22 protein-coding genes are annotated in these 23191 nt (G+C 67.0%); 10 read left to right on the top strand and 12 right to left on the bottom strand.

Features of this window, described 5'->3' with window-relative positions; translation table 11 throughout:
• Positions 1–113: 113 nt before the first annotated feature.
• Positions 114–1181 carry a hypothetical protein gene (locus KQ297_RS09325; protein WP_259739174.1) on the bottom strand — a complete coding sequence of 356 codons (1068 nt, stop codon included), beginning with the start codon at positions 1179–1181 and terminating at the stop codon, positions 114–116.
• Positions 1175–2059, bottom strand: coding sequence for a TIGR04168 family protein (locus tag KQ297_RS09320; protein WP_259739173.1), 885 nt, complete (start codon positions 2057–2059; stop codon positions 1175–1177). The genes KQ297_RS09325 and KQ297_RS09320 overlap by 7 nt, the downstream gene beginning before the upstream one ends.
• 55 nt (positions 2060–2114) lie before the next feature.
• On the opposite strand from KQ297_RS09320, the gene nadA reads away from it, so the two are divergent.
• Positions 2115–3071: a quinolinate synthase NadA gene (gene nadA / locus KQ297_RS09315; RefSeq protein ID WP_259739172.1), complete on the top strand. Its 957-nt coding sequence runs from the start codon at positions 2115–2117 to the stop codon at positions 3069–3071.
• Between the two features lie 11 nt (positions 3072–3082).
• Here nadA and KQ297_RS09310 read toward each other — a convergent pair whose 3' ends face one another.
• Positions 3083–4165, bottom strand: a complete 1083-nt coding sequence (locus tag KQ297_RS09310; protein WP_259739192.1) for a class I fructose-bisphosphate aldolase — start codon at positions 4163–4165, stop codon at positions 3083–3085.
• Positions 4166–4282: 117 nt separating this feature from the next.
• On the opposite strand from KQ297_RS09310, the gene KQ297_RS09305 reads away from it, so the two are divergent.
• From KQ297_RS09305 to KQ297_RS09275, 7 genes are all read left to right on the top strand, one after another.
• On the top strand, positions 4283–5323 hold the full coding sequence (locus KQ297_RS09305; protein WP_259739171.1) for a ligase-associated DNA damage response exonuclease: 1041 nt from the start codon (positions 4283–4285) through the stop codon (positions 5321–5323).
• Between the two features lie 296 nt (positions 5324–5619).
• Complete coding sequence (locus KQ297_RS09300; RefSeq protein WP_259739170.1) at positions 5620–6585, top strand: hypothetical protein; 966 nt, start codon at positions 5620–5622, stop codon at positions 6583–6585.
• 566 nt (positions 6586–7151) lie between these two features.
• Positions 7152–7484 (top strand): HPF/RaiA family ribosome-associated protein, encoded by a 333-nt coding sequence (locus tag KQ297_RS09295; RefSeq protein WP_259739169.1) that lies wholly within the window; start codon positions 7152–7154, stop codon positions 7482–7484.
• 636 nt (positions 7485–8120) lie between these two features.
• Positions 8121–10703, top strand: coding sequence for a glucosylglycerol hydrolase (gghA, locus tag KQ297_RS09290; RefSeq protein WP_259739168.1), 2583 nt, complete (start codon positions 8121–8123; stop codon positions 10701–10703).
• 606 nt (positions 10704–11309) lie between these two features.
• On the top strand, positions 11310–11612 hold the full coding sequence (locus KQ297_RS09285) for a type II toxin-antitoxin system RelE/ParE family toxin (protein WP_259739167.1): 303 nt from the start codon (positions 11310–11312) through the stop codon (positions 11610–11612).
• Entirely contained in the window at positions 11612–11920 is a 309-nt protein-coding gene (locus KQ297_RS09280) for an addiction module antidote protein (RefSeq protein WP_259739166.1), read from the top strand. Before KQ297_RS09285 ends, KQ297_RS09280 begins: the two co-directional genes overlap by 1 nt.
• A gap of 193 nt (positions 11921–12113) precedes the next feature.
• Positions 12114–12875, top strand: coding sequence for a class I SAM-dependent methyltransferase (locus KQ297_RS09275; protein WP_259739165.1), 762 nt, complete (start codon positions 12114–12116; stop codon positions 12873–12875).
• A gap of 318 nt (positions 12876–13193) precedes the next feature.
• Here the strand turns inward: KQ297_RS09275 and KQ297_RS09270 are convergent, their stop codons facing one another.
• From KQ297_RS09270 to KQ297_RS09250, 5 genes are all read right to left on the bottom strand, one after another.
• Positions 13194–14258, bottom strand: coding sequence for a type III polyketide synthase (locus KQ297_RS09270; RefSeq protein ID WP_259739164.1), 1065 nt, complete (start codon positions 14256–14258; stop codon positions 13194–13196).
• Between the two features lie 8 nt (positions 14259–14266).
• A complete protein-coding gene (locus KQ297_RS09265) occupies positions 14267–15439 on the bottom strand; it encodes an FAD-dependent monooxygenase (RefSeq protein WP_259739163.1) in 1173 nt (390 codons plus the stop codon).
• Positions 15423–16199 (bottom strand): methyltransferase domain-containing protein, encoded by a 777-nt coding sequence (locus tag KQ297_RS09260; protein WP_259739162.1) that lies wholly within the window; start codon positions 16197–16199, stop codon positions 15423–15425. Before KQ297_RS09260 ends, KQ297_RS09265 begins: the two co-directional genes overlap by 17 nt.
• Positions 16200–16431: 232 nt before the next feature.
• On the bottom strand, positions 16432–16740 hold the full coding sequence (locus tag KQ297_RS09255) for a chaperone modulator CbpM (protein ID WP_259739161.1): 309 nt from the start codon (positions 16738–16740) through the stop codon (positions 16432–16434).
• A complete protein-coding gene (locus tag KQ297_RS09250; protein ID WP_259739160.1) occupies positions 16733–17650 on the bottom strand; it encodes a DnaJ C-terminal domain-containing protein in 918 nt (305 codons plus the stop codon). Before KQ297_RS09250 ends, KQ297_RS09255 begins: the two co-directional genes overlap by 8 nt.
• A 127-nt stretch (positions 17651–17777) precedes the next feature.
• Here KQ297_RS09250 and KQ297_RS09245 point away from each other — a divergent pair, with 127 nt between their 5' ends.
• Positions 17778–19451 carry an ATP-dependent DNA ligase gene (locus KQ297_RS09245; protein ID WP_259739191.1) on the top strand — a complete coding sequence of 558 codons (1674 nt, stop codon included), beginning with the start codon at positions 17778–17780 and terminating at the stop codon, positions 19449–19451.
• Here KQ297_RS09245 and KQ297_RS09240 read toward each other — a convergent pair.
• The 4 genes from KQ297_RS09240 to KQ297_RS09225 form a co-directional block, all read right to left on the bottom strand.
• A complete protein-coding gene (locus tag KQ297_RS09240) occupies positions 19435–20091 on the bottom strand; it encodes a DUF4178 domain-containing protein (protein ID WP_259739159.1) in 657 nt (218 codons plus the stop codon). The two genes, KQ297_RS09245 and KQ297_RS09240, sit on opposite strands and share 17 nt — an antisense overlap.
• Positions 20092–20159: 68 nt before the next feature.
• On the bottom strand, positions 20160–21695 hold the full coding sequence (locus tag KQ297_RS09235; protein WP_259739158.1) for a polyamine aminopropyltransferase: 1536 nt from the start codon (positions 21693–21695) through the stop codon (positions 20160–20162).
• Between the two features lie 2 nt (positions 21696–21697).
• Positions 21698–21928 carry a hypothetical protein gene (locus KQ297_RS09230; RefSeq protein ID WP_259739157.1) on the bottom strand — a complete coding sequence of 77 codons (231 nt, stop codon included), beginning with the start codon at positions 21926–21928 and terminating at the stop codon, positions 21698–21700.
• 1 nt (position 21929) lies between these two features.
• Positions 21930–22880 carry a hypothetical protein gene (locus KQ297_RS09225; RefSeq protein WP_259739156.1) on the bottom strand — a complete coding sequence of 317 codons (951 nt, stop codon included), beginning with the start codon at positions 22878–22880 and terminating at the stop codon, positions 21930–21932.
• A 94-nt stretch (positions 22881–22974) separates the two neighbouring features.
• On the opposite strand from KQ297_RS09225, the gene KQ297_RS09220 reads away from it, so the two are divergent.
• Positions 22975–23184 (top strand): DUF350 domain-containing protein, encoded by a 210-nt coding sequence (locus KQ297_RS09220; protein WP_006170691.1) that lies wholly within the window; start codon positions 22975–22977, stop codon positions 23182–23184.
• Positions 23185–23191: the final 7 nt, after the last annotated feature.

Here is a 23191-nt window from a genome sequence, read left to right as displayed (position 1 = left end):
GTTTGTTGATGCGAAATCATTCGACATCCTGACGATCAGTTCTGCTGATTGCGCCATCGGCGGCAGTAGCGACCGACACCAGATCGCTTGCGCTGCAATGCTCCCCAGCAATTTCAGCTGTTCGCCAGAGCCTGCTGCTCCAGCCAGCAGGCGGCCGTCTCAGCGCCATCGCGCGCCAGGGGACCAGCGGACGCGGGGTGCAACGGTTGATCCAGTTGCCAGTCGCCCTCCCGCAGCTGTTGCTGACTGAGCAGGCGGTGGCGGCCATGGCCTCGCAGGCCTTCCTCCAGCACCGGGGCTTCCGCAAAGCCCTCCCGGTGCACCAGATGAATGCCCACGTCGTGGGCCAGGGCCTCACAGAAGCTGCTGTAGCCGGGCTTGGTGATCAACCGCTCCACCAGGGGCATGAACTCCAGCAGGCGCAGACCCTGCGGGAGCAGCCGCACGTTGGCCGCCCCTGCGGCCGAGGGATCCGTGCTCACGAAGACATGATCCGGCCAGCGGTGGAAGGGTTCCTCCCCCAGCTGGAATCCCAGCCCACCGAAACTCACCAGCACGCAGCGTGCCCGCTCGGGAAGGTCAAGCCGTTGACGCAGAGCCTCCGCCCGCTCGCGCAGCGGCGCCACCGTGAGGCCGATGCGCAGCTCAGGCAGCCCCCAGGGCATCGCCATGGAGAAGGGAGCATGGATCAGTCCCTGGCCCCGGCGGTAGAGCTGGTAGCAACGCTCGGCCCAGGCGGGAAAGGGACCACCCATCGGTGCATAGATGGCATCCCAGCCGAAATTGCCGACCCAGATCAGGGGCCACCCCCCGGCCTCGGCCAGCCGCGCCGCGGCGGGAGGCACATCACCCAGCAGCAGCACCGGTACGCCCTGGGCCTTGAGCCAGCGGGCCTCTGCGGCGATCTGCTCGGGCAGGCGGCGCTCAAGATCGTCGAGGGCCAGCAGGGTGGCGGCGGGGTCAGCCCCGAGCGCATCGGCCTGCACCACACCCACATCCCAGGCGCAGGGGCGCCGCTCGAAAGGAACCCCACCAAAAACGGTGCGTAAAAAGGACTCGGGCAATGACGTGGAGAGCACCAGCCGCCAGGAGGGCTGCCGTTGCGCCAGGGCCAGCAGGATCGCGCCACTGCGGGAGCCGTGGCCGTAGCCGTGGCCGCTGATGGCGGCATAGATCAGCACCGCAGCGCCTCAGAGTGACCAGCAACAGGCTGCTGCCCCGCGACGGGCTGGTCGTGCAGCCGTTGTTCGTAGAGCAACCGACCCTCGGTGTCGTACCAGCGGTGGCTGGCATGGCGGAGCTGGCCGGCCTCCAGCTCCACCCAGGCCAGATGACGCAGCTGCCGCCCCGTGCCGTCCACCGCATGGCGGGGCACGTAGGCGGCATTGAGGTAGGCGGTGCCGCGACGATCGATCAGAAAGCTGCGCCGCTCCCCCCGCCCGCGCTTGAGGGCATGGTGCATGTGGCCGAACACCACCAGGGGCAGCGGCCGGTGCGGGCGGATCTGCTCGATCGCCATCGCCAGGTCCTGATCGCCCCAGTCGCAGGCGGGCGACTTCCAGTCGCGGCCACAGGGGTCGCTGGCCAGGCTGCCGAGGCCGCTGGGCCCGCAATGGGCCAGCACCACCAGGGGCAGATCCGGATCCGCCGCCAGAGCTGCCGCGGCGATCCGCCCGGCCGACTCGGCCAACTCCACCGGCCCCCAAAGGGCCTGGATCGGCTTGGAGAGGTGATAACCGCCGCCGGCACTGCCCGGGCGGGCCCCCACCACGGCCAGGCCGGGTGGCGCCAGGTGACGCACGGCCCAGGCGCAGTGGCGCTCCCCGAGCAGGTCGATCTGGCGCTGCAGCCTGCGGCCGCTGTGGTCCTTGCCGGTGTCGTGGTTGCCGAGGATGCAGGCCACGGGAAGTTCGAGGTTGGCCAGGCTGGCGGCGATGCGCTCCTGGCCGTCGCTGAGGTCGCCCACCACCAGCAGCGCATCAGGGGAGAGGCGAGCCAACAGGGCCACGTCACGCCGGTCCCATTGCCCGTGCAGATCCCCGGCAATGGCAAGACGCATATGGGCCGTGGCGACTCCCTAGGCTGGGGTCATCCTGCCCCAGTTGAGGTCGAGGTTGGTTTTTGCGGCCCTCACAGCCCCAGCCGTCCCCCACGACCTGCCGGCCGCGATCGACAAGCTGCGTCAGGCCCGCAAGGCCGTGATCCTGGCGCACTATTACCAAAGTCCCGAGATCCAGGACGTGGCCGATTTCATCGGCGACTCGCTCGAGCTCTCCCGCCAGGCCGCCGGCACTGACGCCGAGGTGATCGTCTTCTGCGGGGTCCACTTCATGGCGGAGACCGCCAAGATCCTCAGCCCTGACAAAACGGTTCTGCTGCCTGATCTGGAGGCGGGCTGCTCCCTGGCCGATGCCTGCCCCGCCGACGCCTTCGCCGCCTTTCGCGCCGAGCACCCCGACCACCTGGTGGTGAGCTACATCAACTGTTCAGCTGCGGTGAAGGCCCAGAGCGACCTGATCTGCACCAGCAGCAACGCGGTGCGGCTGGTGCAGCAGCTGCCGGCCGATCGGCCGATCCTGTTCGCGCCGGATCAGAACCTGGGCCGCTGGGTGGCCCGCGAGAGCGGCCGCGACCTCACCCTCTGGCCGGGGGGCTGCATCGTGCATGAAACCTTCAGTGAGCAGGCTCTGCTGCGGCTGAAGCTGGAGCACCCGCAGGCGGAAGTGATCGCCCACCCGGAGTGCCTGCCCAATCTGCTGGATCTGGCCGACTTCATCGGCTCCACCAGCCAGCTGCTCCGGCGCGCCGGCACCAGCGAAGCGAGCACGTTCCTGGTGCTCACCGAGCCGGGCATCCTGCACCAGATGCGTCAGCGGCTGCCGCAGAAAACGTTCCTGGAGGTGCCGGGTCAGGACGGCTGCAGCTGCAATGCCTGCCCCTACATGCGCCTGAACACCCTGGAGAAGCTCTGGCAGTGCCTGGAGCGGATGGAGCCGGCCATCGAGCTCAATGAAGTGATCCGCCTGAAGGCCCTGGCACCGATCCAGCGGATGCTGGAGCTGAGCGCCTGAGGCTTGCCGGCTCAGTAGCTGTAGTTGGCCACGAACAGCGATGCCGCGTCGTCGGAAGGCTGGGATCCGGCCACGTACAGCCCCCGGGCCGCATCGCCATTGGCCGTGGCCCTCGCCAACAGGGCCGCCTGACCGGCCGCCGTGTCGCTGCCGCCCCAGTGGCTGAGGCAGGAATGCTGAAGGGCGCGGCCGTAGGAGAAGCCGAGATGCCAGGGCGAGCCAGGCACCTGATTGATGGCGTTGAGGTACACGCTGGCGTCCTCCTCGCCCAGGCCACCGGAGAGAAAGAGGATCGCCGGCACGGCAGCCGGCACCGAGCGCCGCAGGGTGCGAACCGTGAACTCGGCCACCTGCTCGGGGCTGGGCCGCTGGGGGCAGCTGGCGCCGGGCAGGGTCATCGAGGGCTTGAGCAGGCTGCCTTCCAGGAACACCCCGTTGAGACCGAGAACCTCATAAACCGTGCGCAGCACCCATTCCTGCACCGCAGCGGTGGTGAGGATGTCGTGGTCGCCGTCCATCAGGATCTCGGGCTCCACGATCGGCACCAGCCCCTCCTCCTGCACGGTGCGGGCGTAGCGGGCCAGTCCCCAGGCGTTCTCACGCACGCAGAGCTCCGACGGCGAGCCATCTGCGCTGATGCGCAAGACCGCCCGCCACTTGGCAAAACGGGCGCCGCGCGCGTAGTAGCGGGCAGCCCGCTCCTGCAGTCCCTTGAGCCCGGTGCACCAGCTCTCGCCGGGCAAGCCGCCGGGGAGGGGCTCCACCCCCTGATCCACCTTGATGCCCACCACCAGGCCCTGGTCCCGGAAGCGCTCGAGAATCGATCCAGCCGCCAGACCACCCACTGCAGCGGCTTGCTGAAAGAGGGTTTCCTCGTAGAGGATCACCCCACTGATCGACGCTCCCAGCCCCGGGGCGGTGGCCAGCAGGGTGCGGTAGGCGCGACGGTGTTCCTCACTGTTCTCCAGGGTGATCGCCGCGAAGCGCTTGCCGATCGTGCCGGTGGATTCATCCGCGGCCAGCAGGCCGCTGCCGGGGCGGGCAAGGGCGGCGGCGGTGGCCTCCAGCTCGTCGCGATGGGTGTCGAGCGCCATGGAATCCTGCAGAGCCTGCTCCATGGCTAGGGGAGCGATCTGCCGCCGTCAACGCGCAGGGGCCGCCAGGATGCATCGATCCCCATCCCGGCGGCAGCGCGGCCACCGGAGTGCGCCATGGCGTTGCCGGCCGGCGGCCTGATTCAGCTCACCCCCCAGGGGCTCTACTGCCCGGCGGCCGGCGCGTGGATCGATCCCTGGCGGCCGGTGGCCAAGGCCCTGATCACCCACGCCCACGCAGACCATGCCCGATCGGGATGCGGCGCCTACTGGGCGGTGGGCAGCGGCGAGGCGGTGCTGCGCCAGAGGCTGGGAGCCGGCATCACCCTCACGGCGGTGGACTACGGCACGGAGCTGAGGATCGGAGAGGCCGTGGTGTCGTTCCACTCCGCCGGACATGTGCTGGGTTCTGCTCAGGTGCGGATCACGGCTGGCGGGGAAACCTGGCTGATCAGCGGCGACTACAAACGAGATGCCGACCCCAGTTGCGCCCCGTTCGAGCCGGTGGGGGCCGATGTGCTGATCACCGAGGCCACATTCGGGCTGCCGGTGTACCGCTGGAGGCCGGGTCGGGAGGTGGCGGCCGACATCCTGCAGTGGTGGCAGAGTGCACCGGAGCGACCGTCGTTGCTGTTCGCCTATGCCTTCGGCAAGGCCCAGCGGCTGCTGGCGGAACTGGCGGCCCTCGGGGTGGAGGAGGAGGTGCTCCTGCATGGGGCCGTGCAGACCCTGATGCCCGCCTACAGGCAGCAGGGGATCGTCATGGTGCCCACCCGCCCGGTGAGTGAGCTGCCGCGCAGCGAAGCGTTGGCGGGCCGCCTGGTGATCGCCCCCCCCTCGGCCCACCGCTCGGCGTGGATGAAGCGCTTCAAGAATCCGCAGACCGCCTTCGTGAGCGGCTGGATGGCCGTTCGCGGCGCCCGGAGGCGACGCGGCTTCGAACGTGGCTTCACACTCAGTGACCACGCCGACTGGGACGGCCTGCTGCACACAGTCAGGCAATCCGCGGCTCGCCAGGTGTACGTGACCCACGGCAACAGCGATGGCCTGGCGCGTTACCTGCGGGAGGTGGAAGGCCTCAGCGCTGCACCCCTGGGGCGGGCGTTCGAGGGAGAGCGCAATGATGAAGGAGACAGCCAGGAACCCCTGCCACCTTGAGCAGGCTGGGCCGACCAGCTGATAGATCGCCAAGGATGCCTGGGAGTGCCATTGAGATGGCCACAACCAACCATGCGCACGCTGAACACGTTGCAGCCGAACAGACAACTGGCTTATGGAAACCCGGCTTATGGACAACTGACTGCTGTTCGGCACGCAGAAACCTGAGGCAACATCAGGCAGGTGACGCTGCTGGGCAACAGCCAGGTCATGTGATGATCATTGTCTCAATCCGATAACAGCCTGGGCACTCCTGCCCCTGACTGTCTATCTCTGGAACTGATGCTTTTGTCGTGATGGTTGCTCAATCCGTCGATGCAGTCCCCTCGAAAATCTGCCGGCAGGGGCTGGCTGCAGCCGCCTGGCTCTCCCCCCTCTTGGCCACGGCCGTGCTGATGATTTCAGCTGCGAAGGCCAGCGAGCCGTGGAGCCAGACCAGCCACAACGTCTCAGCCAACTTGATCAGCCAGGCGGTGCAGGCTGTTGGATCGCCTTACAACACGGCCATGCGGCTTGGTTTTGCAGCCTCGAAGCGCAGCGACTACACGGCAGCAACCAGCCACTTCCGCGAAGCCCTGCTCTACGTGCCAGACGATCGAGAGGCCACAATCGCCTACTGGAACGCACGACGTGCCTTGCATGCCAAGCTTTCCCCGAACGATCGCACGCCCCCTGAAAGTGCCTACGACAAAGACATGCGTCTGGGTTATGACGAAACCCATGCCCGGGATTACCAGTCGGCCCTGATCAACTTCAAAAGGGCCCTGCAGCAACGGCCAGGGGACTACTTCGCCACCCAGGCCGTGCGTAACGTCAGCGCCTATATCGGCGGCGAGAAGGGAGTGGCCCTTCCTCAGATCGAGCAGGCCTCTTTGAGTGGGGCAGCCGTGGGCTATGCCGGGGAATCCTCCTATGACCGCTACATGCGCCTGGGCTATGCAGCAGCCAAGGAGAAGGAACCCAGCCTGGCGATCGACTATTTCCGGAGCGCCCTCTACGAGCGACCCAACGACCGGATGGCGACGATCGCCTTCTGGAACCAGAAACATGCCCTGATCGAGAGCACATCCGGCCGGCCTGCGTCAATCAACGCCATCAGCTATGACCGCATGATGCGCCTGGGCTATGACGCCAACGAGCGCCATCACTTCGCCGAGGCCCTGAACTACTTCCAGGCGGCCCTTCAGGCCAGGCCTGGAGATCCTTACGCCACCCAGGCGGTGCGTAACGTCCGCACCTACATGAATAGCCAGGGCTCCTGAAAGGGCGGGCTGGGGTTGTTCTGCGCCCTACAGAGTTCAAAGGACAACCCTCACTCGAAATTCCCGATCCGGATGGCGCCCAGGCAGCTTCGCTGCTGATGAACGCCTGATCAGCGGGCAGGACGTCGTCATTGCTGCCTGCGATGGCTAGAAGCTGCGAGCATTAGTCCAAGTGAACTACCAAATGGACTAGCGATGCAAGGGTCGAGGCAGACCACAACAACATGAACCCAATCATGGCCATATCACAAGAAACTCAAGAGATCACCGGGGAAACCCATGCCTACCAGCCCCGATTTAGCAGCAACCATCGCATACTACAAGATGCTGATGATGATCTTACTTCAATGGATCGCTGCTTGACAGCAAGCCGGCGAACCCAGAAGGGTCTTTAGAAACCATTCACCCAATCAACACCAGCGTCCCGGAAAGTCAGTCCCGTGCAACAAGCAGGGCCTTCAGCCGTCGACCCTGGGAATGGGCACCTTATACGGGATGTGAAGCCATGATTGGCATTGCAAACAATTCTAGCTAACAAGAAGATAGGCCTAGGTTGCCTGCCATCCATGGAGACGCCCGACATGCATATCCAAGTCAATACAGACAAGAACATCAGCGGTGCCGAAGCACTGGCTCAAAGCGTTGAGGAAACTCTCAAACACGTTCTGGCACGCTTCTCCGATCACATCACCAGGCTGGAAGTACACCTCAGTGACGAAAACAGCACGTCGAAGTCAGGCGTCGTGGATAAGCGATGCTTGCTTGAGGCGAGGCTGGCGGGACGCGAACCGACTTCGGTCAGCGACCTGGCCCTCACAGTTGACCAAGCCGTCAATAGTGCTGCTCATAAAATGGTGAGCCTGCTGGACAGCGAACTGGGAAAACTCAGCAAGCACTGACATGAACGAAAGGATCCGCAAGCGTCGCGGGGATCCTCTCAGATCGGACAGGTTCCATTAGGCCGCCGTGGATCCTCCAAGCCTGTGATCTTCTGGCAAGGCATGGCCAGGCCAGCCACGAAGCCAGGCTCACAACCACAACTGCTGAAGTTGCGGATGGCCACATGGCCTGGAGTCAAAGCCCAAACCACATCCTGATCCGGGCTGCAGCAATCATGACAGCAGGAGAGGAGAAAGGAGGGATAGTTGCAGTGACTTCCCGCCTGCTCAGGTGCCAGACAGGACTCAATCATCCTCCAGAGCGCATCAGAAAAAGGCCTTCCCTGCGGAGCAGAAATCACCGGGGGAGTCCAAGCCGAAAGAAGGGCCAAGGCTGCCCCCAGAACAACCGGCAACAGTGCGCCAAACCGCCTGCATGGGGAGACCATGAAACCGATCTTCAACGGGTGAATGGTCGGCTTGCTTCTGTGAGGGGCGCTCGGGTCGACCAAAGGACTCAGGTCTTCAGCCTTGATGTTCCGATCAGCTCACAGAAAAGGCAGGCTGGAGACTTGAAGCCGTGCGTCACAAAAAAAATGACTAGAACTCGGTGAAAGCAGTGGTGGCAGGGAAACCCCCAACCCCCGGCCGAAGACTGTGAGCAGCGGCGCAAGGCACCCGTGGCACCCTGAGGCCGCCTGCCTGTGTTCTGATCCCGCTCTGCAGACGACGTGTCCGAAGGCTCCCGTTCTCCCCTGTCCCTGGCTCCGCTCGCTCGAGGCCGGGCCAACCGCCGAGCTGCTGGCCTGGGCCGCGGCGATCGAAACCAGCGACGCCACCACCCTGGAGAAGGCCCGCCAGTTCGCCACCCGCCTCGGCGCCCACTGGCAGCCTGACGGGCTCACCACGATCGGCTTCTGGACTCCGGAGCTCGCCGGGGACGTGATTCAGCCGCGCAACATCCTGCTGGAGGTGTTCACGCCGCTGGAGTCGATCGATCCCAGGAGCCCTGAGCAGATGGTGCGCTTCCATCGCCAGGCGGTGCAGCTCGAGAAGCAGGGCGACTACCGCTGGGGAGTGGTGAGCGGCCTGCGGGCCGGCGACGCCAACACGATCGGCTCGCTCTACTGGCTGCGCTACCTCTCCCCCGACACCAACGCCGTGCGCGTGGTGGGTGATCCCCTGGCGGCGTCCTATCCGTTCGGGGTCTACGCGCCTGCCGAGGTCTACGACCTCGAGGGGCTGCAGCAGCGCCGAGCCGACCGGTCGTACTACGAGGCGATGGCCGAGGAGCTGGCAGCCCTGCCGCTCGAGGACCATGGCGGCGCCCCGTCGGTGTACGGGATCCCTGCGCCAGGCAACATCCTCCAGCTGCATGTGCGCACAGCCTCCCCGAACGGCTACATCTCCGGACTCACCGCCCTGTTCCGGGAGCTGGCCCGCAAAGTTCGTGCCGGCATGCCCCTGACCCCGGCTGAGACCAATCTGGTGGGGTACGACGCCGTGCAGCTGCTGCCCATCGAGCCCAGCGTGGAGGCCCGTGCAGGCGCCGGTGACGACGAAGAAGCCTTCAGCCTGAGGGCCGACGACGAGAGCAGCCTGGATCCCGAAACCGAGGTGATTCTGAGCACGCCGGGGAGAGTACGGGTGAGGCTGCGCCGCCCTGAGATGCAGAACTGGGGCTACGACGTGGTGATCTTCGGCAGTGCCGCCACCAATCCAGCACTGCTGGAAACCCTGCGACCCGATGAACTGGTGGAGTTCATCACCGAGTTGCACACCTTCCCCAGCGGGCCAATCCGCCTGATCTACGACCTTGTCTACGGCCACGCCGACAATCAGGCGATCGACCTTCTCAACGGGCGCTACCTCAAGGGGCCGAACATGTATGGCCAGGATGTCAACCACCAGAACCCGGTGGTGCGGGCGATTCTGCTGGAGATGCAGCGGCGCAAGGTGAACACCGGCGCCGATGGCATCCGCATCGATGGCGGCCAGGACTTCAAGTACTTCAATCCGCTCAGCGAGCGGGTGGAGTACGACGATCCCTATCTGATGGCCATGGGTGATCTGGTGCAGGAGATCGGCCCTGCCCGCTGGCGCCCCTTTGTGATCTATGAGGACGGCCGCCCCTGGCCGTCGGAGGGCTGGGAAGAGATCTCCACGTACCGCGATCTGGTGGAGCTGCGCAGCGAGGCCTACCAGTGGGGACCGCTGATCTTCGCCCACAACACCCCGGCGCTGCAAGGGTTCTGGGCGCGCAAGTGGCGGCGGGTGTGCGAAAAGATGCAGTTCGGCTCCCGCTGGGTCACCGGCTGCGGCAACCACGACACCCTGCGTCGTGGCACCCAGGTGTTGGTTTCGGAGGGGATCAACCCGCGCCTGGGCAGCACCCTGCCGGAGGTACTGGCCAATGCTTACGACAACCCTGCAATCGGTGCCCTCACCTACGGCTTCGCGCCGGGGTTGCCGATGGACTTCATCCACTGCCTGATGCGAGCACCCTGGGGGTTCTTCCGCAACACCGATGACCGCTATGGCGTGAAGGTGGTGGCGGAGGAGGCCCCGGGATTTCTCGATTGGCAGTTCAGCCCCGAGCAGTACCGCGATCCAGGTCTGTTTCAGGCGATCAAGCAGCTGGGGTTCAAGGAGTTCGAGACGCTGCGCCGGTTCCTCGCTGCCCTTGGTGAAGCGATCGAGGCCACCGATTACGACCTCGAACGCATGGTGGCGGCCTGCCAGAGCGTTGTGCCTATCGAGGCCGGCGGCGATGCCCCCGTGGTGGACGTGGCCTGGCTGAAGGCCTTTGCCCGCCGCTTCATGGAGGACATGCACGAAGCCTGCAACATCTGGCGGCACGTCGATCGGGTGGAACCCGAGCAGGCCGACTACAATCTCGCCCTGCGTCAGTTCCGCCGAGCCCGGCCCTGGCTGAGCGAGAACCTGGCAGGTGGCGACGACCGGCTGGATCTGCTCACCACCCCCACCACCACGATCTTCTATGGATGGCGGCGGGCTGGCGGCGAAGGTGCGGCGGTGGCACTGGTCGCCCACATGGGCGGGGAGCCGATGGCCATCCGCCTGCCGGAGTTGTTCCCGGATCAGACAGCACGCTGGTCGCTGCGGCTGGGCTCCCCTGGGCTGAAGATTTCAGACGCCCAGCTGGCCGGAGCGTCGATCCCCCTGGAAGACAGCCAGGCCCTGCTCCTGGAGCCCCTGGAAGCCACACGCGTGCCGTGAAAACAACCTGCAGGGCTATGGATCTGAGCCCATCCGCACCAATCCCAACCCGCCTCAGGGACCAACGCCAAGATGCTCTTGATGGGCGATGGACCCGCCACGCAAGCCTCTGACTCCATCAATGCATCAGTGATCCAGAAGCCCATGAAACGAGTTGTCCTGAGCCAAGGAATCAGCTGTCAGGCCAACTGTCACAACGTTCGGCATTCGTGTGAACCTTCACTTGCTGAAGCATGGCCATGAGATTCGAACCGTCCAAGACCTGCTGGGGCACAGTGACGTGACGACCACGATGATCTGAACCCGTATCCTGAATCGTGGCCCCTGTGGGGTGATGAGCCCAGTCGACCTTCGGTAACGCAGCGAACATCTACTTTTCGGACCCGCCTAAGTTCTCTTCAACGAAGGCAAAGGCCAGAAAGGGCCTTATGCTGGCAAGGATTTCAGCCAATGGCATCCAGATATCAGAGATCTTAAACGGCAACTGGGAGCGAGAGAGAGGTGGATACCGGACCCACCTAAATGCTGTTCGAAGGATTTGTCGTCCTCGATGGGAGCCGCCAAGGCAGCGTTGCAGGGTCGTAGCCAGGAGGCTACAGTAGGTAGATGGTTGAAGTCCGCCAGACAGAGCGGTTCGTCCGATGGTTTGCGGGTCTCCGTGATCTGAGAGCCCGGGCGAAGGTTCTGGCCAGGATCGAGCGCCTCATCGGCGGCAATCCTGGTGACGTCAAGCCCGTTGGGGCCGGCGTGTCGGAGTTGCGGATCAACTACGGCCCTGGGTACAGGGTCTACTACCTGCAGAGGGGAACTGCCTTGATCATCCTTTTGGCTGGCGGAGACAAGAGCTCACAAGCCAAGGACATTGATGAGGCCCTTCTGCTGGCGGCCAACCTAACGGAGGAGACCTGATGAAAACCACGACGACTCCCTACGACGTTGCCGAGCATCTCCGCACACCGGAGGAGATGGCGGCCTATCTAGAAGCCTGTATCGAGGAGTCGGATGGTGATTCTGCCTTCATTGCCAAGGCCTTGGGCGACATCGCGCGGGCCCAGGGGATGACAAAGGTGGCCAGAGAATCAGGACTTTCGAGGGAGAGCCTCTACAAGGCCTTGTCTGGAGAGCGCAGCCCGAGCTTTAGCACCATCCTCAAGGTCGTCTCAGCACTTGGACTGAAGTTGAGCGCCAGTGTGAGAAGTGAAGCGGAGGTGTCTTGAGCTTTGCAGAGGAGGCGTAAGGCCGGAGACGCTGCCTGTGGAGATGCGACACCTTCGAACAAGCCCCAGGAGTGGGCAGGCCGTCGTTGAGTCGACTTCGATAGCGATAGCTCCCTGCCTGCCACTCAGGGGCAGCGTTAGGCAGCTCAGTGGATTGAGTTAAACTGCATAGCGATCTGGAGTCTTGCAGTTAATGGACGAAGCAGTAATGCACTCCCTGATGGTGGACTTGCATTGTGATGGGGAGCGTCAAGGTCCGGGCGGCAAGGAGCAGACCTCACTTGCGTTGAAGTTGTCTGGCATCGATCCGGAATCAAATGTTGAGGTTGCCGATATCGGCTGCGGAACTGGCGCGTCTACACTGGTATTGGCAGATAAACTTCCGAAGGCACGGATCACGGCAGTCGATCTGTTCCCAGAATTCTTGAAAGTCCTCGAGGATGGTGCACGCGAAGCAGCTTGTTCTGACCGCGTACTACCCACGGAAGGGTCAATGGAAGCACTTCCGTTCGCAGATGAATCTTTGGATCTCATCTGGTCTGAAGGCGCTGTTTACAACATGGGCTTTGCTAAGGGCGTCGAATCGTGGCGCCGATTTCTGCGGCCTGGTGGTGTCCTCGCAGTTTCCGAGATCACTTGGCTTCATCCTAATCCACCGGATGACATCAAGCAGTTCTGGGAAACGGAATATCCTGAAATAGCCACGGCCTCTAAAAAGATCACGATTCTTGAAGGTATTGGCTATGACCTTCTGGGATACCTCGTTCTTCCACCGGAGTGCTGGATCGAAAATTATTATCGACCTACGGAAGCAAGGATTAGTGATTTCTTGCGACGCAATGCCGGGAAGCCGGAAGCCGACGAGTTGGTCGAAATGGAGCGTCAAGAAGCATCCATGTACGAACGGTACCGAGCCATTTACAGCTACGGCTTCTATGTGGCACGCAGAAGGTAAGCGCCATGCAACATTGGCCTAACACAGCCATGCACCTGACCCGCCACCGCAAAGCTACTGCGCCCACTTTGGGCATTCACCCATGGCTCTCTGCGGCCAGGTGATGGCAAGCGTTAGGCCATATCTGGGCCATCAACTGGCGCCCGGTTCTGGTGGAGTTGGTCATCGATGGAGAGTCTGATGGTCATGGCATGACCCTTATCGACTTGTCTGCGAAATCGGGGCAACCCCCGATCATCCGGCATTGGTGCTTCTGGCCGCATCCAGATTGATCGTCAGGGTGCTGGATTCAAGCGGGAGGCTGGTTCTGATGTCTGGTCAGTCGGGCCCGCAGGCCCGCTGGCTGCGCTGCAGCAGAGCCGCCTCCACCGTCAGGCCCGGGCCGAAGCCCAGGGCCAGGCATGGTCCGTCGCAAGCTCTGCTGCGCAGACGCTCGAGGATGAACAGGATCGTGGCCGACGACATGTTGCCGAACTGACGCAACACGGCGGTGGACACGTCGATCCGGGCGGGATCGAGGGCTGCGCTCTCCAGCACCGCCGCCAGGATGCGCGGCCCGCCCGGGTGCACGGCCCACTGGCCGATGTCCTCCAACCCCACCCCCTGGTCTTCCAGCCATCGGTCGAGCCAGGGGCGCAGCTGGGCGGCGATCAGGCTGGGCACTTTGGTGGAAAGGGCCATGGCGAAGCCGTGGTCTTCGATGATCCAGCCCATCAACGCCGCACTGTCGGGGAGCACCGTGGAGCTCGAGGCGATCAGCTGCAGCGTCCCCGCTGCGGACGGCTCGCCGCCCACGGCCACCACCGCGCCGGCACCGTCGGCGAACAGGGCATTGGCCACGATGTGCTCGGGATTCCAGCCTTCCTGCAGGTGCAGGCTGCACACTTCCACCGCACAGAGCAGCACGCAGGCCCTGGGATCAGCCTCCACAAAGGCCCGGGCCACCCGCAGGCCGTTGAGCGCCCCATGGCAGCCCATGAAGCCCACGTGGGTGCGAGCCACACCGCTGGAGAGGGGGAGGCTGGCCATCAGCGCCAGATCAAATCCCGGCGCGGCGAAGCCCGTGCACGACACGGTGATGAGATGGGTGATCGCCGTCCCGTCCACGCCGGCATCCGCCAGGGCCAGGCGGGAGGCCCGCAGGGCCAGATCCAGGGCCGCCGGCTGGTAGCGCCGCATCCGCTCGGCGGTGGAGGGATTGGCAGAGGTGGCCACAGGGACGCAGTGGCGATGCTCCACCCCGGAGCGTTGGTAGATCCGCTCCAGCAGGCGTTGCTGACGCGGACTGGCCGTGTCCATCTGAGGCGCCAGGGCCAGGGCCTGGCACTGGCTGATGCGTTGCGTCGGAACGGCGGTGCCGATGCCGAGCAGGGACAGGGGCATGGGGAGGGTCAGTTGATCGGGCTGGGCAGGGCGGGGCGTTGCAGGACCTCAATCATGGAGCTGGTCAGAGCGGGCAGCCGCGCCGCGCCCCGGTGCAGGCTGCGGGTGGCCCACGGATGCCGCAGCAGCAGCGCCAACCCGCGGCAGAAGCCCTGCCGGCGCTCCACCCACTGCTGATGACGGCGCCGCCAGTCCGCCTCGATCACCCCATCCCAGTGCCTCAGACCACGGGTCACCAGGGGCAGAGCAGCCAGGGCTGAGGTGAGGGCCCAGCCCATGCCTTCACCGGTGAACGGCTCCACGTATCCGGCGGCATCCCCGAGCAGCAGCAGGCGATGGCCCGCCAGCGGGCGCGTTCTGCGGCTCAGGGGTGGGGTGAGCTGCCAGGAGCCCTCCGGCAGCTCCGGCAGCGGCGGGAAGCCGGCTTCCATCAGCAGCTGCTGGCAGGCCGGGCCCGCTCCACCGCTGGCGCGCAGCTGGTCTCGATCCAGGGCGCAGGCCAGGTTGATCTCGCCGCTCTCGACCCGCACCAGCCCCACATAGCCCCCACGCCCCACGGCCATCTGCAGGACTCCAGGCGGCACCGCGGCGGCCTCCGCGGGCAGCACACAGCCGGCTCCCACCCGGCTGCCGGATTCGATCTGCGTGTGGAGGCCGGGTTCGTCGTCCAGGCAGCGGTGGGCGAGGCCAGCGGCGATCAGCACCACCCGGGCGCGGACGCTCTGCCGGCCAGCACCCTGCCGCAGCACCACCTCCCGAGCGCCGGCCTCGTTGGCGCCCAGTGCGGCCCGGGTGCCCGCCAGCACGGTGGCGCCAGCGGATTCGGCCTCCTCCAGCAGCGCCTGATCGAAGCGGGCCCGGGAGAGGGCCTGGCCCCGGGCCAGGGCGATGGGACTGACCCGCCCGGCCACACCCAGCTGCAGCTGCTGCAGGGGAAGCCCCCCCTGCTCCTCCACCAGGTGCTCCAGGCCGGCGGCGTCCAGGGCGGCCAGGGCCTGGGGGCTGAGGCAGGCGCCGCAGACTTTCCAGCGGGGGAAGCGGCGCTGCTCCACCAGCAGCACCCGCAGCCCCCGGCTGGCACAGCCATGGGCCGCCAGGGAACCGGCCGGGCCGGCCCCCACCACCACCACATCCCAGGGTTGCCGGGCCAGGGGCGCCAGGTCGTCAGCCGTGGGCGGCATCGCGGCTCCAGGAGAGCAGAAACCGCTCCGGCCAGAACTGGCTGAGCCGGGCACCTTCAAGACCGGCCGCGGCGGCCAGGGCCGCCACCTCCTCCAGCCGGAACGCGCCACCCACCGACAGGGGGCCATCGATGTGAACGATCGGCGAGCGGCTCAGCAGCCGGGTACCCAGCCAGGTGAGGGCCAGATCGAGCCGGCTGCGGATCAGATCGTGCACCAGAATCCGCCGTTCGGCCTGGGCGGCCATGCGGCGCAGCAGGGTCTCGGCGTCGGCCTCACTGAGGTGATGCAGAAACAGGGAGGTGGTGATCAGCTGGTAGCCGTCCGGCAGAGGAGCGCCGATCGCATCGGCCTGGAAGAAGCGAGCCTCCAGCCCCTCGGCCCGGGCCGCGGCGGTGGCGAGAGCCAGGGCGTCGGCGCTGAGGTCGCAGCCCTGCACCTCCAGGTCGAGGCCCTCGCGCCGGCCCAGGCGGCAGAGGGCCCGCACCGTGTCGCCGCCGCCGCAGGCCACATCGAGGATGCGCAGGGGCCGCCCCGGACACTCGCGGACCAGCCGGCGAATGGCAGGAAAGAAACAGGCGGCGCTGCGGGTGAACGCGTTGATCGTGGCCAGCCCCCGCAGGGCGTCGTGATGGGCCTGGGCCTCCAGCCCGGGTTGATCCATCACTTCGGGTCGCAGCTGCCGCGTGGACAGCCCGCGCCACAGAGTGGGGAAGGGAACGGCCAGGGCGGCCTGGAGATCAAAGGAGGAGCGTGACACGATCTCCCCCAGCCCCGTTGTTCCATCGACCCTAGAGAGATGAAGCCCACCAACGGGAGGCGGGTTCTGGATCCGTGTCGTGGACCTCGAACGGCTCCTGCCGCGCCACAGCCCGATGGCTGAGGGTCAGTCGTTGAGCAGATGGAAGATGGCCTTCTGCATACTCAGGTGCCGGGTGGTCAGCGATCCGGTGGTGAGATCGGAAGCCTCCATGGCAACGGCCGTCCAGGCCTCATCGGGGCAGCAGGCACTCTAATTCCCGCAGCCGCTGCTCCAGGGCCTCGATTTTCTCCAGGTAGGTGAGAGCCAGGGCCATCCCGGGGGGGTTGAGCCCGAAGGTGTCCCGCAGCTTCACCGCCCGCCGCGCCTGATGAACCACCCGGGCCTGGAAGCTCCAGCCCGTGGCGCCCTCCCTGGTTTCGAACACGCCGAACTCCACCAGCTCCACCAGCTCCTCATGGGCCAGGCCCGAGGCCGCCAGCAGCTCCTCCGATTCCACCGGACTCTCGCCGTCCACGGGGATCAGGAGATCGTCAGGCATGGGTCGCCCCTCCGGTGTAGTGCGGACGGGGCTGGAAGGTGGACACCGTCGCCAGCTCACGATAAAGCTCCTGTTCACGCTCGCTGATCTGCGTGGGCATCACGATCTGCAGCACGGCATAGAGATCGCCGGCTCCCTCGCCCCGCTTCGGCAGCCCCTTGCCGGCCAGCCGCAGTTTCTGGCCCGCCTGCGCGCCTGGCTTCACCGTCACCCGCACGTGGCCGTCAAGGCTGGGCAACTCGATCTGTGAGCCGAGGGCCGCCTCCCAGGGAGTCACCGGAAGCTCCAGGTAGAGGTCATGACCCACCGGCCGGAACAGCGGGTGCGGCTGCACCTGGATGTGCAGGTACACATCGCCATCAGGGCCACCGCCGCTGCCGGCACCGCCGCGCCCAGGGATGCGCAGGCGCTCGCCATCGGTCACGCCCTGGGGTACCCGGATGCGCACACTGCCGCCGCCCGGCCGCTCCAGGGTCACCTGGCTGCCGCGGGAGACCTCGTCGAGCGTCAGCCGGGCCACGGCCTCCACGTCCTGGCCGCGGATCGGGAAGTCCACGCCTCCCGCCTGGCGCCGTCGCTGGGAGCTGCGGAATCCCATCTGCTCGAACAGCTCGGAGAGGTCAACCTCCTGGTAGGCCTGGCCCTGCCGGAAGCGCGTCTCCCAGTCCGGCGGCGGCCGAAACTCCTCGCCGGGGCGATGGCGGCCCAGGTCGTCGTAGGCCTGGCGCTTCTCCGGATCCGAGAGGGTCTGGTAGGCCTCGCTGATCTCCTTGAAACGCTCCTCGGCGCCCGCCTCCTTGGAGATGTCGGGGTGGTACTGGCGAGCCAGGCGCCGGTAGGCCTTCTTGATCTCCTCCTCACTCGCGCCCCGCTCGATGCCGAGGCTCTCGTAGTAGTCCTTGAACTTCATCGGGCTGTCGCACCGGGTGGCCGCAGGGCCTTGGCCCCCATCCTCCCGCGAGCGACAGGGAAGGAGCCAGGAGCGATCCGTCTCGGAGCTTGCCAGGGTGAAGGCCGATCCGCTCGAGCCGGCGCCCATGCGCGACTTCTGCGCTCTCTACGAGCAGCTGGATCGCAGCCCCGGCACCCGTGCCCGGGTGGCGGCGGTGGAGAACTACCTTCGAGCGGTGGATCCCGCTGATGGGGCCTGGGCGCTCACCCTGCTGCTCGGGAAGCGGCGCAAGCGGCTGATCACGGGCCGGCGGCTGCGGGAGATCGCCCTGGCCGCCTCGGCCCTGCCGGAGTGGTTGTTCGACGACTGCCACGCCCAGGTGGGGGACAGTGCCGAGACGATCGCCCTGCTGCTGCCCCAGCTGAAACTGCCCGAGTCCGAGGTGATCGAGCGGCCGCTGGCGGAGTGGATGGGCCAGCAGCTGCCGGCGATCGCGGCACTGGAGCCCGCCGCCCAGGCCGAAGCCGTGCTGCAGGCCTGGGCCAGCCTGCCGCCGGGCCAGGCGTTCCTGTTCAACAAGCTGCTCACCGGTGGCCTGCGGGTGGGGGTGTCCACGGGGCTGGTGACCCGGGCCCTGGCGCGGCTGGCTGGACTGGAGGAGGCCGAAATCGCCCAGCGCCTGATGGGAGGCGTCGGGACGACGGCTGAAGCCTTCCTCGCCCTGCTCGCCCCGGCGCTGGACGGCGCAGCGGTGCCGGCGAGCCGCCCGTTTCCGTTCTTCCTGGCCAGCCCTCTTGATCCGGCCCAGCTGGCCGGCTGGACTCCGGCCGACTGGCGGGCGGAGTGGAAGTGGGACGGCATCCGCGGCCAACTGATTCGCCGGGCCGGCACCAGCTTCCTCTGGAGCCGCGGCGAAGACCTGGTGAACGAGAGCTTCCCCGAGCTGGTGAGCCTGGGGGACGCCCTGCCGGAGGGCACGGTGCTCGATGGGGAAGTGATCGTCTGGGATCCCGGCGAGGAACGCCCCCGTGGCTTCGCGGCCCTCCAGCGGCGGCTCGGACGCAGGAGCGTGGGGGCCAGCCTGCGCCGTCAGTGCCCGATGGCTTTCGTGGCCTACGACCTGCTGGAGTCAGACCATGCAGACCTGCGCGGCGAACCGCTGCAGCAGCGCCTGGCGCAGCTGGAGGAGCTGTGCAACACCGTGGCCCTGGGTGATCACCCCGAGCGGCAGCGCCTGCGGTGCTCACAGGCGTTGCCCCTGGGCCGCTGGGAGGAGCTGGAGCACCAGCGCGGCAGAGCCCGCCAGGTGGGGGCCGAAGGACTGATGCTCAAACGGCTGGAGTCTCCCTACCGGGTGGGCCGACGCCGCGGCGACTGGTGGAAGCACAAGCTCGAGCCGATGGAACTCGATGCGGTGCTGCTCTACGCGCAGGCGGGCAGCGGCCGCCGCGCCAACCTCTACACCGATTACACCTTCGGCCTCTGGGACACCAGCGCCGACGTGGCCGGCGGGGAGGGCAGCCCACGGCTGGTGACCTTCACCAAGGCCTACTCCGGCCTCGATGACAACGAGATCAACGAACTCGACCGCTGGATCCGCCGGCACACCATCGAGCGCTTCGGGCCGGTGCGGTCGGTGGAGCCCCTGCAGGTGTTCAACCTCGGCTTCGAGGGCATCCAGCGCTCCTCACGCCACAAGAGCGGTCTGGCGGTGCGCTTCCCCCGCATCCTGCGCTGGCGCCGCGACAAGCCGGCGGCCGAGGCCGACAGCCTCGCCACGGCCCTCCAGCTTTTGGGGGAGATCAACTCCCCGGACTGAGGGGCCGGTACACGGAGCGCCCATCCCCCGGCAGCAGGGCGAGGGAGGCGGGATCCAACAGGCGGCCGAGCGTCACCTCAGCCTCTGCGCGCTCAGGCTCAGAGCCAGGGGCCGGCGGGCGGGAGCTGGGGCTGCCCCCATCCCAGCGCTCCAGGGAGAGCACCTGGCCGTCGGGTCCCTCGTAATCGCCGTAGCGGCAGCCGTTCAGCCGCCGGTTCATGGTGCGCGAGCTCGAGGTCACCGAGGCGCGGCCCTGCTCCTTGAGCTGGTAGGTCACCCCGTCCCAGGTGATTCGCCCCGGGAAGGAGACGGGTTGGAGATCCAGCTGCCGGGCCAGCTCCTGGGGGCCCTGCTCCAGCCAGCTCACCTCCAGCCAGTCGTCTTCGCAGACGCACAACCAGCGGCCCTCGCCGCCGTCGCGCAACAGGTACTCCAGCCACTGGAAGCCCTCCTCGTCGTAGAGCAGGCGGTCTTCCACCACCCAGTCGCGGGACTCCGCCTGCACGATGTCGCCGGTGCGCAGATCGAAGAGGGTGCGCTCCTGGGGAGGGGACGACGCGGGGCGCCGACGCCGCTTCTGCAGCTGGCGCAGGGCCCAGGCCGCCAGAAACAGCACCACCAGCAGGACCCAGACGCCCATGGGCACGGCCTCGGCCCGGAGCCAGACGTCCGGAGAAGATCAGCCTATCGAGCAGTGCCGGGTGGGGTTCAGTCCTGCCGCCAGCGGGTCTGGCGCTGGTAGGCATCGAGCACCGGCCGCGACAGCCGGTTCGGCAGCACCACCGCCTCTGTCGGAGGGCGCAGATCCCGGGGCAACACGAACAGCTTCTGGAGCTGGGCGCGATCGAACCAGCGCCCCTCGACCGGCGGGGGGTCCAGGTTCAGGCGCTGGCCGGGGCGATGGGCCAGCACGAAACCCCAGGGCCCGAAGCTGGGCACATCCACGCTGTAGGGGCGCGTGACCAGGCCCAGCTCGGCAAGGGTGGCCTGGATCGAGGCCATCACCTTCGGCGTGAAGAAGGGGGTGGAGGCCTGGGTCACCAGCACCCCGCCGGGGGCCAGCCGGCCCAGCAGGCGCCCATAGAACGTCACGCTGTAGAGCCTGGCCAGGGCCGGGCTGCCGGGGTCGGGAAAGTCGGCGATCACCACGTCGTAGGGGCCCGGCAGGCGGCGCACCAGCTCGAAGGCATCACCAACGTGGGTGTGCACCCGTGGATCCTCCAGGCTCCCCTTGTTCAGGCGGCGCAGGAAGGGGTGCGCGCGCGCCAGCCGCAGCATCTGCGGATCCAGCTCCACCAGATCCAGGCGGCGCAGTCCGGCCCAGCGCAGGATCTCCCGCGCCGCCAGTCCGTCGCCCGCCCCCAGCAGCAGCACCCGCAAGGGACGCCCGTGCAGGGCCAGGGCCGGATGCACCAGGGCCTCATGGTAGCGGTACTCATCCAGGCTGGAGAACTGCAGGTTCCCGTCGAGGAACAGGCGCAGATCACCGCGGCGGCTGGTGAGCACGATGCGCTGATGCCGCGACTGAATCCGCCCCACCACCGGATCCTCGTAGAGGCCGTCCTCGATCCGGTTGCCCAGGGGCACCAGCGCCCAGGCGGCCAGGGCCGCCAGAGGAAGGGCGCTGCTCACCGGCCAGCGCCAGCGGCGGCAACCGGGGAACACCCAGCACAGCACCGCACTGCTGATCAGCGGCACCATCGCCAGCAGGCCGGCCGTGGGCAGCAGGCCGAACCAGGGCAGCAGCAGCAGCGGGAAGAGCAGGGAGCCCAGCAGTGCGCCGAGATAGTCGAGGGCCAGCACCCGGGCCAGGGCCTTGCGCTGGTGCTGCTGGCTCTCCAGCAGCCGGGTGAGCAGGGGCACCTCCATGCCCCCGAGCAGCCCCACCAGCAGGGTCACCACCACCAGGGCCAGCCAGAGCGGTCCATCGACGCTGAACAGGGCGAACAGGGCCAGCGGACCCAGCAGACAAAGCGAAGACAGGCAGAGCTCCACCAGCAGGAAGGCGCGCAACAACCGTTGCTGAGCCCTGTCGCCGCCGCCACCCACGAACTGGCTCAGCCAGGCCCCCAGCCCCATGGCCGCCAGGAAGGTGCCGATCACCACCCCCGTGGCCAGAGCCACATCACCCAGCAGGTAGCTGGCCTGGGTGACGAGCATCAGCTCCAGCACCAGTCCCACGCTGGAGGAGAGCGCCGCGGTGGCCAGCAGCACCCGCACCTGCAGCGGCGAGAGGGGCGGCATCCCTACTTGGCCGTCCCGGGGCCCCGCCCCTGGAAGCGCGACCAGTCAGAGCGACCGCGGCTGGGCACCCAGCGCCCCCCCCGGTAGCTGCCGCGATAGCTGACGCCGCTCGACCCGGGCGGCGCTCCCTCCTGCCCGAGCTGGAACAGGAACGGCCGGCTGACCGCTGTAGCCGTACCCACCGTCACCGCCGAGAGGGTGAGCACCAGGATCAACGTGCGCTCCGCCGCCATCTCAGGGCTCCAGCGTCAGCGCGGCGACCGGGCGGGGACTGAGCACCCCGTCTTCCAGCACCAGCCGCAACCATTCGATTTCCCAGGGCTGGCCTCCATCCGCGATGGTTTCAGGCAGCGTCAGCTTCAGACCCAGGCTGAGGGGCTCGCTCACCTTGAGGTGGAGCACTTCGTTCACGTTCAACCAGTGGTCACCGTCGCTGGAATGGGCCGCCACCGGCAAGAGGCGCTTGAAGACCAGGCGCGAGCGGCCGAGGGCATCGTTGGCCTCCAGCTGCAGCTCCGCCATCAGCCGGGGGGCGAGGGGGCCGGCGTCGCTGGAGGGACGCTCGTAGCGGGCCCGCAGCTCCACACGCACCAGGCCAGCCCCCCCCAGCCGGCAGCGCAGACGCAGGCGGTTGTCCTCCAGGCGCAGCACCTTGCGCAGGCGAGAGTTGCGGTAGATGGACCTCATGGCGATCCCCGCCATCAACAGCGTCACCAGGGCGGTGAACCAGAGCAACGGGGCGTCGACGCTGTGGTTGCGCACCTCCAGCCGCACCAGCAGGGGGCTCTCCAGGGGGCGGCCGGCTGTGTCGAGCAGATCCTCCAGCGTGAGCCGCAGCCGGTACAGCCCCGATCGCGGCGGCCGCAGGGACAACCGCAGGCCGGCGTCGCTCTCCTCCCAGCGACCGCTCTCACCCCCCTCCGACCAGATGCCGGTCTCGCGCCAGCCGTCTTTCGCCAGCTCCAGCACGGTGCCCCCGCCGGCATCGAGCAGCTCCACCCCCAGACCCATGGCGGTGTTCACCGGCAGCTCGGCCTGCAGCTTGATCAGCGGACTGCCGAACCACCCTGATTCCAGGCGCAGGGGTTCGCTGGTGCTCGACTGCTCGGGTGCCACCGCGATCTGCTGGCGCTGGGGCCGCTCCAGCAGAGACATCAGCAGGACCAGCAGGGGGATGAGGGGCAACAGCCCCAGCAGCAGCGGCCAGCGCCGCACATCAGCCGGTCCGGGCCGTGAACCGGACCGGTCCTTAGCCTGAATGGCGCGTCGGGATGCCGCCTTGGTCAAACCCCTGCTCCAGCTCCTGCTGACGGTCGGGTGGACCGTCGTCGGGGTCATCCTCATCTATGCGGGCCTGTTGCTGTTCGACAAGCTCTCCCCGATCGACTACCGCGCCGAGATCCGCAAGGGCAACGTGGCGGCCGGCGTGGTGCTGGGGGCTGTGATCCTGGCCATCGCCGCGGTGGTGGTGGGCATCCTCACCACCTGATCCGGAC

It is taken from the genome of Synechococcus sp. CS-205 (genome assembly GCF_025128255.1).
Lineage (GTDB): Bacteria > Cyanobacteriota > Cyanobacteriia > PCC-6307 > Cyanobiaceae > Regnicoccus_A.
This window is presented reverse-complemented; position numbering and strand designations above follow the sequence as displayed.

What these genes read in the sequence shown, in the direction of transcription:
- KQ297_RS09320 (WP_259739173.1), bottom strand. Translation starts at nt 2,059, where the DNA reads ATGCGTCTTGCCATTGCCGGGGATCTGCACGGGCAATGGGACCGGCGT.
- KQ297_RS09310 (WP_259739192.1), bottom strand. Translation starts at nt 4,165, where the DNA reads ATGGCGCTCGACACCCATCGCGACGAGCTGGAGGCCACCGCCGCCGCC.
- KQ297_RS09305 (WP_259739171.1), top strand. Translation starts at nt 4,283, where the DNA reads ATGGCGTTGCCGGCCGGCGGCCTGATTCAGCTCACCCCCCAGGGGCTC.
- KQ297_RS09300 (WP_259739170.1), top strand. Translation starts at nt 5,620, where the DNA reads ATGGTTGCTCAATCCGTCGATGCAGTCCCCTCGAAAATCTGCCGGCAG.
- KQ297_RS09295 (WP_259739169.1), top strand. Translation starts at nt 7,152, where the DNA reads ATGGAGACGCCCGACATGCATATCCAAGTCAATACAGACAAGAACATC.
- KQ297_RS09285 (WP_259739167.1), top strand. Translation starts at nt 11,310, where the DNA reads ATGGTTGAAGTCCGCCAGACAGAGCGGTTCGTCCGATGGTTTGCGGGT.
- KQ297_RS09280 (WP_259739166.1), top strand. Translation starts at nt 11,612, where the DNA reads ATGAAAACCACGACGACTCCCTACGACGTTGCCGAGCATCTCCGCACA.
- KQ297_RS09275 (WP_259739165.1), top strand. Translation starts at nt 12,114, where the DNA reads ATGGACGAAGCAGTAATGCACTCCCTGATGGTGGACTTGCATTGTGAT.
- KQ297_RS09270 (WP_259739164.1), bottom strand. Translation starts at nt 14,258, where the DNA reads ATGCCCCTGTCCCTGCTCGGCATCGGCACCGCCGTTCCGACGCAACGC.
- KQ297_RS09265 (WP_259739163.1), bottom strand. Translation starts at nt 15,439, where the DNA reads ATGCCGCCCACGGCTGACGACCTGGCGCCCCTGGCCCGGCAACCCTGG.
- KQ297_RS09255 (WP_259739161.1), bottom strand. Translation starts at nt 16,740, where the DNA reads ATGCCTGACGATCTCCTGATCCCCGTGGACGGCGAGAGTCCGGTGGAA.
- KQ297_RS09250 (WP_259739160.1), bottom strand. Translation starts at nt 17,650, where the DNA reads ATGAAGTTCAAGGACTACTACGAGAGCCTCGGCATCGAGCGGGGCGCG.
- KQ297_RS09245 (WP_259739191.1), top strand. Translation starts at nt 17,778, where the DNA reads ATGCGCGACTTCTGCGCTCTCTACGAGCAGCTGGATCGCAGCCCCGGC.
- KQ297_RS09240 (WP_259739159.1), bottom strand. Translation starts at nt 20,091, where the DNA reads ATGGGCGTCTGGGTCCTGCTGGTGGTGCTGTTTCTGGCGGCCTGGGCC.
- KQ297_RS09235 (WP_259739158.1), bottom strand. Translation starts at nt 21,695, where the DNA reads ATGCCGCCCCTCTCGCCGCTGCAGGTGCGGGTGCTGCTGGCCACCGCG.
- KQ297_RS09230 (WP_259739157.1), bottom strand. Translation starts at nt 21,928, where the DNA reads ATGGCGGCGGAGCGCACGTTGATCCTGGTGCTCACCCTCTCGGCGGTG.